10 protein-coding genes are annotated in these 12,952 nt (G+C 58.7%); 6 read left to right on the top strand and 4 right to left on the bottom strand.

The window, feature by feature from the left end:
• From L977_RS10775 to L977_RS23750, 3 genes are all read right to left on the bottom strand, one after another.
• On the bottom strand, window positions 1-733 hold a 733-nt coding region (locus L977_RS10775; RefSeq protein WP_047625742.1), incomplete at its 3' end, for a LysR family transcriptional regulator.
• Between the two features lie 24 nt (window positions 734-757).
• Entirely contained in the window at window positions 758-2,287 is a 1,530-nt protein-coding gene (locus L977_RS10770; RefSeq protein ID WP_156118166.1) for a cryptochrome/photolyase family protein, read from the bottom strand.
• Window positions 2,284-2,430, bottom strand: a complete 147-nt coding sequence (locus tag L977_RS23750; RefSeq protein ID WP_071789391.1) for a DUF2256 domain-containing protein — start codon at window positions 2,428-2,430, stop codon at window positions 2,284-2,286. Before L977_RS23750 ends, L977_RS10770 begins: the two co-directional genes overlap by 4 nt.
• A gap of 216 nt (window positions 2,431-2,646) precedes the next feature.
• On the opposite strand from L977_RS23750, the gene mtfA reads away from it, so the two are divergent.
• Window positions 2,647-3,441 (top strand): DgsA anti-repressor MtfA, encoded by a 795-nt coding sequence (gene mtfA, locus L977_RS10765; protein WP_014884426.1) that lies wholly within the window; start codon window positions 2,647-2,649, stop codon window positions 3,439-3,441.
• On the opposite strand, the gene L977_RS10760 is transcribed toward mtfA, so the two are convergent.
• Window positions 3,438-4,649 carry an MFS transporter gene (locus tag L977_RS10760; protein ID WP_047625740.1) on the bottom strand — a complete coding sequence of 404 codons (1,212 nt, stop codon included), beginning with the start codon at window positions 4,647-4,649 and terminating at the stop codon, window positions 3,438-3,440. The genes mtfA and L977_RS10760 overlap by 4 nt on opposite strands.
• 138 nt (window positions 4,650-4,787) lie before the next feature.
• Between L977_RS10760 and L977_RS10755 the strand changes: the two genes are divergently transcribed.
• Genes L977_RS10755 through L977_RS10735 form a run of 5 tightly spaced genes read left to right on the top strand, consistent with a single transcriptional unit; the run spans window position 4,788 to window position 12,754 of the window.
• The gene (locus L977_RS10755; protein ID WP_047625739.1) at window positions 4,788-6,530 is read left to right on the top strand and encodes an IucA/IucC family protein; all 1,743 of its coding nucleotides are present in this window, start codon (window positions 4,788-4,790) and stop codon (window positions 6,528-6,530) included.
• Window positions 6,530-7,477, top strand: coding sequence for a GNAT family N-acetyltransferase (locus tag L977_RS10750; RefSeq protein WP_047625738.1), 948 nt, complete (start codon window positions 6,530-6,532; stop codon window positions 7,475-7,477). Before L977_RS10755 ends, L977_RS10750 begins: the two co-directional genes overlap by 1 nt.
• Complete coding sequence (gene iucC / locus L977_RS10745) at window positions 7,474-9,216, top strand: IucA/IucC family protein (protein WP_047625737.1); 1,743 nt, start codon at window positions 7,474-7,476, stop codon at window positions 9,214-9,216. The genes L977_RS10750 and iucC overlap by 4 nt, the downstream gene beginning before the upstream one ends.
• Window positions 9,213-10,538 carry a lysine N(6)-hydroxylase/L-ornithine N(5)-oxygenase family protein gene (locus tag L977_RS10740; RefSeq protein ID WP_047625736.1) on the top strand — a complete coding sequence of 442 codons (1,326 nt, stop codon included), beginning with the start codon at window positions 9,213-9,215 and terminating at the stop codon, window positions 10,536-10,538. The genes iucC and L977_RS10740 overlap by 4 nt, the downstream gene beginning before the upstream one ends.
• Before the next feature lie 26 nt (window positions 10,539-10,564).
• The gene (locus L977_RS10735) at window positions 10,565-12,754 is read left to right on the top strand and encodes a TonB-dependent siderophore receptor (protein WP_047625735.1); all 2,190 of its coding nucleotides are present in this window, start codon (window positions 10,565-10,567) and stop codon (window positions 12,752-12,754) included.
• Window positions 12,755-12,952: the final 198 nt, after the last annotated feature.

The raw sequence follows: 12,952 nt of genomic DNA, 5'->3' as shown, positions 1-12,952 counted from the left end.
GAACGGCAGCAATGCCGATCCCCGCCTCTACCATACCGAGCATCGTGGTGACATGACGCGTTTCGCAGACGCTGGGACGCTCGGGAATGATATCCCCCAGCAGGCGATCGAGCAGGTTGCGATTGCCGGACGTTTTATCGAGAGAGATGTAATCCTGCTGAAAAAATGCCTGCCACGTCAGCTGGCTCTTCTGCGCCAGCGGGTGATCCCTTCTGCATGCTGCAACATACACATCCTCCACCAGCGGGAAGAATTCGATTTCAGACGACAAGTTTCCTGCGAAGCAAATACCAAAATCCGCCTGGCTTCGGGCCACGGCGTCCATCACGTTGCCCGCGCTACTGTCGATGAGCTTAATGCGAACGCGCGGATAGCGAGACTGAAAGCGACGGATCACATCGGGCATAAAGTAACAGGCTGCGGAAGGTACCGTGGCCACCGTGATCAGCCCCGTCCGCTCTTCGCTGGCTTTATCGACATCAGCCAGCATTGACTCTACGTTATCGAGCAGCTGCGCGGAGCGTTCCGCAAAGTTTTGCCCGTATAACGTCAGCGAGACGCGGCGTGTGGTTCGGTCAAAGAGTCGGTTCCCCAGCGCGGCTTCCAGCTTTTCAATCCTGCGGCTCAGCGCCGACTGGGACAGACAGATAGATTCAGCGGCGACACGGAAGTTACCGTATTCCACTAACGCTCTGAAGGCATAGAGATCGTTGAGGTCGAAATTCACGGGCATAGTGTCTGGATGTCCTGTCAGGGGTCAGAGTTCGTTGAGATTAAGGCGGATGTACTCAGCGCGTTCGGCAATGGCCTGCCGCTCCTCGTCCTTCATGTCCGCAAGCTGTTTAAAAACAATGCCCAGCCGGGGATTGTGACCCAGACGCGCCTGGTTACGCAAAAAGAAATCCCAGTAAAGCGCATTGAAGGGACACGCCACCTCGCCGGTGCGTTGATTGTGTTGATACCGACATCCCTGACAGTAGTTACTCATCTTATGGATGTAAGACGCGCTTGAAACATAAGGCTTACTGGCCAGTAAACCGCCATCGCCAAACTGGCTCATGCCGAGAGTATTGGGCAATTCCACCCACTCAAACGCATCAATATACACCCCCAGATACCATTCATGTACCGCCTGCGGCGAGAGACCACCGAGCAGGCTAAAATTCCCGATAATCATCAGGCGCTGGATATGGTGAGCGTAAGCCTCCGTGAGCGACTGTCCAATGGCGTGCGCCAGGCAGCGCATTTGCGTCTCGCCCGTCCAGAACCACTCCGGCAGCGGGGTGTGCTGCTCTAACGCATTCAGCTCCCGATAGCCCGGCATTTGCGACCAGTAGATCCCGCGCACATACTCCCGCCAGCCAAGAATTTGCCGGATGAACCCTTCGACAGCAGGCAACGGCGCATCACCCGAGCGCCATGCCTGCTCGGCGGCGGCAACCACTTCACGGGGATTGAGCATTTTGGTGTTCAGCGCAAATGAAATTAAGGAGTGGAAAAGAAAAGGTTCTTCCGTGTGCATTGCATCCTGCCAGTTACCAAACTGGGGCAGGACGTGCGAAATAAACGCATCCAGCCGGGCTTTAGCTTCAGCACGGTCGACTGGCCAGCGAAAAGTGTTGGCCTGCGGTTCGCCAAAGGTGCGTACGCCGCAGCGTTGGATCTCTTCCCATAATGCTGAGCGATCGTGGCAGATGCGAGAGTCATCCGGAGCAGGCGGTTCACCGGACCAGCGCTTGCGGTTTTCAGCATCGAAATTCCATTTCCCCCCTTCGGGCTCGCCTTCCGGGGTCAACAGCACGCCATGCTGACGACGCATTTCCCGATAAAAATATTCCATTCGCCAGCTTTTACGCGATGCAAAGAACGCGCTCACCTGCTCCCGGGAGGTGAAAAAATGCTCGCTGCTGACGCAGGTCGTTTCGACGGTCGCCGTTTTCGCCCACGCCTGCAACTGCGCATCAAGACGCCATTCATCAGGCTCCTGCCACATCACCCTGCCAGCATGGTAATGTGCGATAAGCGCGTTGAGATTATCTTCCAGCGTGCCGCGGTTTGAACCCTCAGAGAGCCGGACATACCTTACCCGATGCCCCTTCTCTTTTAACTCAGCGGCAAACGCGCGCATGGCCGCGAAGATAGCGATGATTTTCTGAGCGTGATGAAGGACATACGCGGTTTCCGCCCGCAGTTCCAGCATCACGTAAATGACATTCGGGCTACAGGTATCAAACCAGCTGTGATGTGGATTGAGCTGATCGCCCAGAATCAGGCGTAGTTCGGTCAACGGTGGCTCCTGCGACAGCGCTCAGAACAGTATTTGACCTCATCCCAGCATTTCGCCCACTTCTTGCGCCACGTCATAGGCCGCTGGCAGTGCGCGCACGCCCGACTGGGCAGGTTCTGCTTGTTACCTTTGAAATCACTCATCTTTTCAATACCGGACTGATTTATTCACTCGGGCTGCAGATAAAGGCTACGACAGACATCACAAAATGAAGGTGATGCCTGCAAAGCGCTACCCACTGCTCTGTACGAAATGATAGTTTATTCAGGCTGGAAGTGTAGAAATAAGCCATTTTCTGGCATCTTAACTGAACCTGACTTTCCCATTTTTGTTCAAGTGACGAGTTTGCGAGCAAAGCGATGATTAAGTGGCCCTGGAAAACGAATGAGGCTGGCCGGGATATGGCGCTGCCGTGGGATGACGCGCTGGCGATCCCTGTTCTGGCGAATCTCCAGCCGGACGAACAGTCAAAACTGGTTCAGCTGGCGGATCGTTTTTTGCAGCAAAAACGCCTGGTTCCTCTGCAGGGGTTCGAGCTGGATCCCCTGAAAAACGCGCGTATCGCCCTGCTTTTCTGCCTGCCGGTGCTTGAACTGGGTATCGAGTGGCTGGACGGCTTCCACGAAGTGCTGATCTACCCGGCGCCCTTCATCGTCGACGATGAGTGGGAGGATGACATCGGGCTGGTACACAACCAGCGGGTGGTACAGTCCGGGCAAAGCTGGCAGCAAGGGCCGATTATCCTGAACTGGCTCGACATTCAGGACTCGTTCGACGCGTCAGGCTTTAATCTGATTATTCATGAAGTCGCGCATAAGCTGGATACCCGCAACGGCGACCGCGCCAGCGGTGTTCCGCTGATCCCGCTGCGTGAAGTCGCAGGATGGGAGCACGATCTGCATGCGGCGATGGATAACATCCAGGACGAGATCGATCTCGTGGGCGAAAGTGCCGCCAGCATTGATGCCTACGCGGCGACCGACCCCGCAGAGTGCTTCGCGGTGCTTTCAGAGTACTTCTTCAGCGCCCCCGAACTCTTCGCCCCGCGTTTCCCGGCGCTATGGCAGCGTTTTACCCAGTTTTATCAGCAGGATCCGCTTAAGCGTCTGCGTCAAAATGAGGCGGTCGGCCCTTCCCCTCACCAGGTACATTAATTTTTTTCGACAGGGGTGCGCCCGGTTAACCGTACCCCGATGCTCAGTACGAAAAACAGCACCGCCATTCCCCCTGCCGCCATCGTTAAATACTGCTCACCGAAAAAGCGCGTGACTACGGGCACCAGCAGCGCGCTGATGCCGTAGCCTAACGTATGGCTGGTGGCGATCGCGCCCGCGCCTTTCCCCGTGGTCAGCCGATCGTTCAACAGTAGCTGATAGCCCGGTGTAGCCATCGCCGCGCCGAGCGAGGTGACAGCAATTCCCACGTAAAACAGCGCCAGCCCGGCAATACACATCAACCCAAGTCCTGCCACCATCAATACCGCCGCCATACAGAGCAACGTCAGCGGGCTGAAGTGCTGCGGGCGAACAATCAAAAATTGCGCCGCGAGCGTGGCCAGCGCCGCCAGGCTCAGAAGGAGCGCAACATGGTGGCTGATCTCACGGGCGTTGCCCTCCAGCAAGGGGCTGAGATGCGGCGTGAGGCCAAGCTGCATCAGGCTCACCAGCGCCGCCAGCAGCATCGCCAGCAGCAGGAACGGCAGCATAGAGACCTGCAGACGGGTCGCCTGATGCGCCACCGGCGGCAGCGGAGGGTCGGCCACTTCTCGCAGCACCAGCAGCAGAGCGATAAACGGCGCAATCGCCATGAGCCAGAGCGGTGCCACCGGGTTAATGCTGAGCATCATTGCTGCCAGCGGTGGCCCCAGCAGACGGCCGCAGCTCAGGCCGGAGCTGATGGTGGCCAGCGCCGCCATGCGTTTGTCCAGCCCCGCACGCTGAATAGCCCAGGTCTGGGCGGCAGGCACCATCCCCGACACGGTTAAACCGTAGAGCAGGCGCGAAAAGATCAGCCCCGCCAGCCCCCAGGTGCTCTGGAGCAACCCGGCCGCCATTGCCCAGACCACCACGGCCATCACGGCGAAGCTGGCAAGATAGCCGCTGAGCGAGGCCACCATCACGACCTTACAGCCGCGTCGCTCGCTCTGACGCCCCCACCAGGGCGATGCCGGTAAAAAAAGCATGGAGCCGAACATTAACAGCCCGGCCCAGACCGAGAGCGACAGCCCGGTCAGGTTCACCAGCTGCGGGAGCATGACCAGCAAACCGTTCTGCCCGATGCCCAATAAACCTGCACAGAGTGCCAGCGGCCAGTTGGCTTTAGAGGTGACGTTTTCAGTCAGCGTTTCTGAATTAGCGCGCATGAGAATGTGAACATAGTGTCAATAAATGTGTGGAAATTATGAAGTTTATGAAAACAAATATTGCAAAAATGGTTGCGAGTGTAAATAGAATGAATATCATAACGAGAATTATTATCAATCATGGAATGAGGTACATCTATGCGTACTCTGCCCCGCTCCGCCGGTACAGACGTTGCGGCCCAGTGTTTTTTAAACGCCCTGCTGCGCGAAACGACGGACTGGCGCTATCTCCCCGCAGCCGCTGCGGATGAGCTGGCGCATATTCATATCCCGCTTTCTCCCGCTCAGGCCCTGCGGGTTCCGGTACGCTATTTCTCCCCCACCCAGCACCATCAGTACTGTTTCCCGGCAACGCTTATCCAGAGCGATAGCGACTGCGGTGACGCCGTCACATATACCCAACTGGTTGATTTACTTCTTGAAAAACCATCAGTAAAAGGCGTTCTTGATGCCGATACGCTGGCGCGTTTTAAGCAACGCGTGCTGGAAAGTCATGCGCATACCTGGCAGGCGATCGACCTGCGCCACAGCTGGTCCACGCTGCGTGATAAACCGCTGACGTTTGCTGAAGCGGAACAGGCGCTGCTGGTCGGCCACGCATTTCACCCGGCACCGAAGTCGCACGAGCCATTCAACGAAACCGAAGCGCGTCGCTATCTGCCTGATTTTGCCTCCCGTTTCCCGCTGCGCTGGTTTGCCGTTGAGAGCACGCGCATTGCCGGTGACAGCCTGAACGTCTCCCTGCGCGAACGTCTGCTGCGCTTCGCCGCCCAGAGCGCGCCTGAGCTGCTCGGCCACTTCACCGACACGCGCTGGCTGTTGCCTATGCACCCATGGCAGGCAGAGCATCTGCTGGATCAGACCTGGTGCCAGCGTCTGGTGGAAAACGGTTCATTGCAGGATCTGGGCGAAGCGGGCGCACAGTGGCTGCCCACCAGCTCGTCCCGCTCGCTGTACAGCGAAACCAACAGCGACATGATTAAATTCTCCCTCAGCGTGCGCCTGACCAATTCCGTGCGCACGCTGTCGGTGAAAGAAGTTAAGCGCGGGATGCGCCTGGCGCGCCTGGCGAAAACGGAACGCTGGCAAACGCTTCAGGCACGCTACCCGACGATGCGCGTGATGCAGGAAGACGGCTGGGCGGGGCTGCGTGACGAAAACGGCGTGGTGCAGGAAGAGAGCCTGATGGCCCTGCGCGTCAATCTGCTGTTTGACACGCCGGACACGCAGACCAACGTGCTGGTCAGCCTGACCCAGGCCGCCCCGGATGGCGGTGACAGCCTGCTGGCTGCGGCAGTGCGTCGTCTGAGCCAGCGTCTGGATTTACCCCTCGCTCAGGCCGCACGCTGCTGGCTGGACGCCTATTGCGACCGCGTGTTACTCCCCCTGTTCAGCGCCGAGGCGGACTACGGCCTGGTGCTGCTCGCCCACCAGCAAAATATCCTCGTTGAGATGCAACAGGATTTCCCCGTCGGGCTTATCTACCGTGACTGCCAGGGCAGCGCCTGGACCGAAGGAGCCGACGGGTGGCTGAAAGAGGCGGGTGAAACTGACGTGGAAAACCGCTTCGGTGAGAGCCAGCTGCTGCGCTACTTCCCTTACTACCTGCTGCTGAACTCCACCCTTGCGGTGACTGCCGCCCTTGCTGCCGCCGGTTTCGACAGTGAAGAGCGCCTGATGGCGCGCGTGCGTGACGCGCTAATCGGGCTGCGCCGTACGGCGAAGCAGACCCGCTGCCTTGACTACGTGCTGGACAGCCCGACCTGGAACTGCAAAGGCAACTTCTTCTGTTATCTGCACGATCGCAACGAAAACACAATCGCCGATCCGGCGGTGATCTATTTCGACTTTAGCAACCCGTTCTACAAGGAGAAGGCGTAATGGCCATCGCGAATATCGTCCATTCTGGCTTCGGCTTTCGCTGCACCGCAACGGATACCGCGCTGCCGCTGACGTTAGGTCTCGACGGCAGCGCGGTGCTGGAGCGTCTCGGGGCTATCCCGGCGGGCTGGCTGGTGGAAGCGCTGGATCAGCTGTTTGTCGCCGCCCCCGCGCTGACCGGCATTACGCTGCCGTGGGCAACCTGGCAGGATGAACCTCAGGCAAAGGCGCTGTTTAGCCTGGCCCACGGGGATTACCTGGCGCGTGAAACCTTCTGGCAATTGCCGCTCTGGCTGAAAGGCGAACGACCGCAGGCGAGCAACGGTATGCAGTTTGATGAGAGCCGTCAGCTGTACTTCCCGCAGCGCCCTCGCCGTCCGCAGGGTGAGGTGTATCGCCGTTACGATCCGCAAATTAAACGCACGCTGAGCTTCCGCGTGGCCGACGTGGCGCTGGATGGCGAACGATTCACGCAATGGATGAACAACCCGCGCGTGAACGCCTTCTGGGAGATGGCCGGCCCGCAGGCCGAACAGGAAAACTACCTGCGCCGTCAGCTTGACTCGACCTACTGCTACCCGGTTATCGGCTGCTTCGACGACCAGCCGTTCGGCTACTTTGAACTCTACTGGGCGGCAGAAGACCGCATTGGCCGCCACTACCGCTGGCAGCCGTTCGACCGCGGGCTGCATATGCTGGTGGGCGAAGAGCGCTGGCGCGGCGCGCAGTACATCCGCAGCTGGCTGCGCGGTCTGAGCCACTACCTGTATCTGGATGAACCGCGCACGACGCGCATTGTGGCCGAGCCGCGCTTCGACAACCAACGCCTGTTCCGCCACCTGGCGTCCGCCGGTTTCGACACCGCAAAAGAGTTCGACTTCCCGCACAAGCGCTCGCGCCTGATCGTGAGCGAGCGTCACCGCTTCTTCCATGAGGTGGAACTGTGAACGCGCTCTGGCAGAAAGTAAACCGCGAGATGGTGGCGAAGATCCTCGCCGAGCTGGAATACGAACGTACCCTGCGCGCTGAGCCGGTTTCATCGGACGGCTGGCGCATCACCATGGGCACGGAGTCCTGGCAGTTTCGCGCCACGCGCGGGATCTGGGGCTGGCTGCATATCGATCCTGATTCCCTGACCACCGCCAGCGGCGCCGCCGTGGAAGCGGAAAGCGCGCTGCTGCAGCTGGCGACCGTGCTGGAGATGAGCGACGCGCAAACGGCAGAGCATATGGAAGATCTTTACGCCACGCTGCGCGGTGATATTCAGCTGCTCCAGGCGCGTGAAGCGCTGGATGCCGACGCGCTGATCCACCTCGACCCGGATGAATTGCAGTGTCTGATGAGCGGTCATCCTAAGTTTATTTTCAACAAAGGCCGCCGCGGATGGGGGCTGGATGCCCTGCATCAGTACGCGCCTGAGTATCGCGGACGTTTTCGTCTGCACTGGGTTGCCGTTCAGCGTGAACACCTGGTCTGGAGCAGCGACGCCGATTGCAACATTCAGAATCTGCTTGCCAGTACCATGGACAACGCCGAGCGCGTCCGGTTTGAGCATCGCTGGCAGGCGCTGGGGCTCGACGAAAGCTGGCTGCCCGTGCCGCTACACCCATGGCAGTGGCAGCAGAAAATTGCCATTCACTTCATGGCGCAGCTGGCGCGCGGTGAGATGGTGGAGCTGGGCGAATTTGGCGATGAGTATCTGGCGCAGCAGTCTCTGCGCACGCTCACCAACGCCAGCCGTCGCGCGCCGTTTGACATCAAGCTGCCGCTGACCATCTATAACACCTCCTGCTATCGCGGCATTCCGGGCAAATACATTGCCGCCGGGCCGCTGGCCTCACGCTGGCTGCAGCAGCAGTTCGCCTCTGACGCCACGCTGATTCGCTGCGGCGCGCAGGTACTGGGTGAACCCGCCGCCGGATATCTGTCGCATCCGGGCTATGCCGCATTACCGAAAGCGCCCTACCGCTATCAGGAGATGCTGGGGGTGATCTGGCGCGAGAATCCGTCCTGTTATTTAGAAGACGGTGAACAGGCGGTGCTGATGGCGGCGCTGATGGAAACCGATAACGCCGGGCGTCCGCTGATCGACGCGTGGATTAAACGCTCGGGGCTAAGCGCCGACGTCTGGCTGGAAAAGCTGTTCGACGCGACGGTGATCCCGTTCTATCACCTGCTCTGCCGCTACGGCGTGGCGCTGATCGCCCACGGCCAGAACGTGACGCTGGTGATGAAGGGCTACGTCCCGCAGCGCATCCTGCTGAAGGATTTCCAGGGCGATATGCGCCTGGTGGATAAGGATTTCCCGCAGGCGCAGAGCCTGCCGGCGCAGGTAAAGGCCGTCACGGCACGTCTGAGCGCGGACTACATCATCCACGACCTGCAAACCGGCAACTTTGTAACGGTGCTGCGCTTTATCTCGCGTCTCACCCTGCAATGCGGCGTGAGCGAAATCCGTTTCTATCAAATCCTGGCGGGGGTATTGCGCCGGTATATGGCTGCGCACCCCGAGCTTGCGGAACGTTTCGCGATGTTCGACCTGTTTAAGCCGCAAATTATTCGCGTGATCCTCAACCCGGTCAAACTGACCTTCTCCGAGCATGACGGCGGCAGCCGCATGCTGCCGAACTACGTTACCGACCTTGATAACCCTCTTTTTCTGGCCTCCCGGGAGTCAGCGCAATGAAAACCTATGATTTCATCGGCATTGGTATTGGCCCGTTTAACCTCAGCATCGCCGCCCTGGCCGAAGGGCTGGACGGTTTTAGCTCGCTGTTCCTTGAGCGCAAGCCGCACTTCTCCTGGCACCCGGGGATGATGGTGCCGGACTGCCACATGCAGACCAGCTTCCTGAAGGATCTGGTCAGCGCCGTGGAGCCGACCAACCGCCACAGCTTCCTGAACTACCTGGTGCAGCGTAAAAAGTTCTACCGCTTCCTGACCACCGAACAGCGCACGGTGTCTCGCGAAGAGTTTGCCGATTACCTGTGCTGGGCGGCAGAAAACCTCACCAACCTCGCCTTCAGCCAGCAGGTGCAGCAGGTGAGCTTTGATGAGGCACGCGGTCTGTTTGAGGTCGTGACCCAGCGGGATCGGTTCCTTGCCCGCCACGTCTGCGTGGGGATTGGCAAACAGATTAACCTCCCGGATTGCGTGACGGTGCAGGACGACACCTGTTTCCACGCCAGCGAGATGATGCTGCGCACGCCAAATTTAGCGGGCAAGCGCGTGACCGTCGTCGGTGGCGGCCAGAGCGGTGCCGACCTGTTCTTAAATATCTTCCGCGGGGAATGGGGCCAGCCGCTAAGCCTGAACTGGGTGTCGCGCCGTAACAATTATAACGCGCTGGATGAAGCCGCCTTCGCCAACGAGTACTTCACGCCGGAGTATGTGGACAGCTTCTCCACGCTCGGCGAAGAGGCCCGTCGTCAGATGCTGCACGAGCAGAAGATGACCTCTGACGGCATTACCACCGAGTCCCTGCTGGCAATTTACCGCGCCATGTATCACCGCTTTGAGGTGCTGCGTGAAAAACCGTGGGCGCACCTTCTGCCGTCCCGCTCGGTGACGTCACTGGCGCGTCAGGAAAACGGTCAGCGTCTGAGCATACAGCATCATCTCGACGGCGGTCGCGAACAGCTGGATACCGACGTGGTGATCTTTGCCACCGGTTACCGCGCCGTGCAGCCTGCGTTCCTTGCCCCGCTGTCTCACCGCCTGCATCTGGATGCGGATGAAGCCTTCTGCATCAACAACGATTTCACCCTCGAATGGGACGGCCCGCAGAGCAACCGCCTGTTTGCCGTCAATGCCGGGATGCACCGTCTCGGCATTGCTGAACCCCAGCTCAGCCTGATGGCCTGGCGTGCCGCACGCATTCTGAACCGCGCGCATCCTGACGAGCCATTTGAGCTGGCTACCACACCCGGCGTTATCCACTGGCGCACCACAGCCAGCCAGGACAGCAGCCCGGTTTTTAACGCGTTAGAGAAAACGACCGAGTACTGACACACACAATCAGGATCAACATAACAATGAAACGTTCTCATCTTTGGGTTTTAAATCCTTGCTTGCTTGCAATGCTTTCTACCTCTGCGTGGGCGGAAGAACAAAAGGAAGAAAATATCGTGGTCTCCGCCAGCCGTGCACACCGCAGCGTGGCCGAGATGGCGCAGACCACGTGGGTTATTGAACGGTCTGAAATTGAGCAGCAGGTTCAGGGCGGAAAGGAGATTAAAGAAGTCCTGGCGCAGCTGATCCCGGGCATGGACGTCAGCAGCCAGGGGCGTACCAACTACGGTATGAACCTGCGCGGCCGCTCAATGATGGTGATGGTGGACGGCGTGCGCCTGAACTCCTCCCGCAGCGACAGCCGCCAGCTCGACTCCATCGATCCGTTCAACATTGACCGTATCGAAGTGATCTCCGGCGCCACGTCCCTCTACGGCGGCGGCAGCACCGGCGGCCTGGTGAACATCGTCACCAAAAAAGGCCAGCCTGAGACCGAAGTTGAGTTCCAGACCGGAGCAAAAAGCGGCTTTAACAGCCACAACGACCACGATGAGAACGTGTCGGCGGCGGTGAGCGGCGGCAACGACAACGCCTCGGGTCGTCTGTCGGTGTCGTATCAGCGTTACGGCGGCTGGTATGACGGCAACGGCGACGAGGTGATCATTGATAACACCCAGACCGGCTTACAGTATTCCGACCGTATTGATGTGATGGGGACCGGCACCCTCAACATTGACGAACACCAGCAGCTTCAGCTCACGACGCAGTACTATAAGAGCGAGTCCGACGGCAAGCATGGCCTGTACCTCGGGAAAAACTTCTCGGCGGTCACGGGCGATGCGACTGCCTATAACAAAGGTAATCTTGATTCTGACCGTATACCGGGTACCGAGCGTCATCTGATTAACCTGCAATACTCCAATACCGACTTCTGGGGCCAGGATCTGGTTGCGCAGATTTACTATCGTGACGAAAGCCTGACCTACTACCCCTTCCCGACCCTGACCAAAGGCGTCGTGAGCAGCATCGGTGCGTCGCAGCAGAAAACCGATTTTTACGGCGGCAAGCTGACGCTGAACAGCAAACCGATGGATGATTTAATCCTGACCTGGGGTGTGGATGCCGACCATGAAACCTTCGATGCCAATCAGCAGTTCTTTGATCTGAGCAAAGCAGCGGCGAGCGGCGGCATGGAGCTTGATAACGCCTATAACGTGGGCCGCTACCCGGGTTACAGCATTACCAACCTCGCCCCGTTCCTGCAGGCCAGCTACGACATTGACGCCATCACCCTGAGCGGCGGCGTGCGCTACCAGTACACCGAAAACAAGGTGGACGATTTTGTGGGTTACGCCCAGCAGCAGGCCATTGCAACCGGGAAAGCCACCTCCGCAGACGCGGTGCCGGGCGGGAAAACCGATTACAACAACTTCCTGTTTAACGCCGGGATCCTCGGTCGTCTGACCGAACAGCAGCAGCTGTGGTTTAACTTCTCCCAGGGCTTTGAAATTCCGGATCTGGCGAAGTACTACGGTTCCGGGACTTATCAGCTCAGCAACGGTCACTATCGCCTGCTGAACAGCGTGAACGTGAACGACTCGACGCTCGACGGCATCAAGGTCAACGCTTACGAGCTGGGCTGGCGCTACACCGGCGATAACCTGCGTACCCAGGTCGCGGCGTACTACTCGCTCTCGGACAAAACGATCACCATCAACAAGACGGACATGACCATCAACCTCGAAGACGACAAGCGTCGTATCTACGGGATTGAAGGCCAGGTGGACTATTTCTTCACTGACAGCGACTGGAGCACGGGCGCGAACTTTAACGCCATTAAGTCTGAAACCCGCGAAAACGGTAAATGGGAGAAGCTGACGGTAGACAGCGCCAGCCCGTCAAAAGCCAGCGCATGGGTCAACTGGGCACCGGGCGACTGGACCCTGCGCGTGCAGAGCACGCAGACCTTTGACGTGTCAGATGCGGACGGCAAGAAGATCGATGGCTATAATACGGTCGACTTCCTGGGCAGCTACGCCCTGCCGGTGGGTAAAGTCAGCTTCAGCGTGGAAAACCTGCTGGACAAAGACTACACCACCGCCTGGGGTCAGCGCGCGCCGGGGCTGTATAGCCCAACCTACGGTGCACCAGGTCTGTATACCTATAAAGGCCGTGGCCGTACGTTTGGTCTGAACTACTCCGTACTGTTCTAATCCTGTGCGCCGCCTGCGGGCGGCGCAATTTGCTGCGTAATTTCAGCGCGAATTTGCTATAAAATCAGCGATTTGCTGAAATTGTCGGCAAACGAACGAAAAGTACGTTTTCCCCCTTTGACAAGACGAACTGAGGTCGCTACTATGCGCCTCGTTCACACGATTCCTCTGTAGTTCAGTCGGTAGAACGGCGGACTG

The organism is Enterobacter sp. ZOR0014 (assembly GCF_000798855.1).
Classification (GTDB): domain Bacteria; phylum Pseudomonadota; class Gammaproteobacteria; order Enterobacterales; family Enterobacteriaceae; genus Enterobacter; species Enterobacter kobei.
Note: the sequence above shows the minus strand (reverse complement) of the source record. Positions and strands in the feature narration are given on the sequence as shown.

Bases quoted from the DNA above. Each gene is read 5' to 3' on its own strand.
- L977_RS23750 (WP_071789391.1), bottom strand. From the start codon at position 2,430: ATGAGTGATTTCAAAGGTAACAAGCAGAACCTGCCCAGTCGGGCGTGC.
- mtfA (WP_014884426.1), top strand. From the start codon at position 2,647: ATGATTAAGTGGCCCTGGAAAACGAATGAGGCTGGCCGGGATATGGCG.
- L977_RS10760 (WP_047625740.1), bottom strand. From the start codon at position 4,649: ATGCGCGCTAATTCAGAAACGCTGACTGAAAACGTCACCTCTAAAGCC.
- L977_RS10755 (WP_047625739.1), top strand. From the start codon at position 4,788: ATGCGTACTCTGCCCCGCTCCGCCGGTACAGACGTTGCGGCCCAGTGT.
- L977_RS10750 (WP_047625738.1), top strand. From the start codon at position 6,530: ATGGCCATCGCGAATATCGTCCATTCTGGCTTCGGCTTTCGCTGCACC.
- L977_RS10740 (WP_047625736.1), top strand. From the start codon at position 9,213: ATGAAAACCTATGATTTCATCGGCATTGGTATTGGCCCGTTTAACCTC.
- L977_RS10735 (WP_047625735.1), top strand. From the start codon at position 10,565: ATGAAACGTTCTCATCTTTGGGTTTTAAATCCTTGCTTGCTTGCAATG.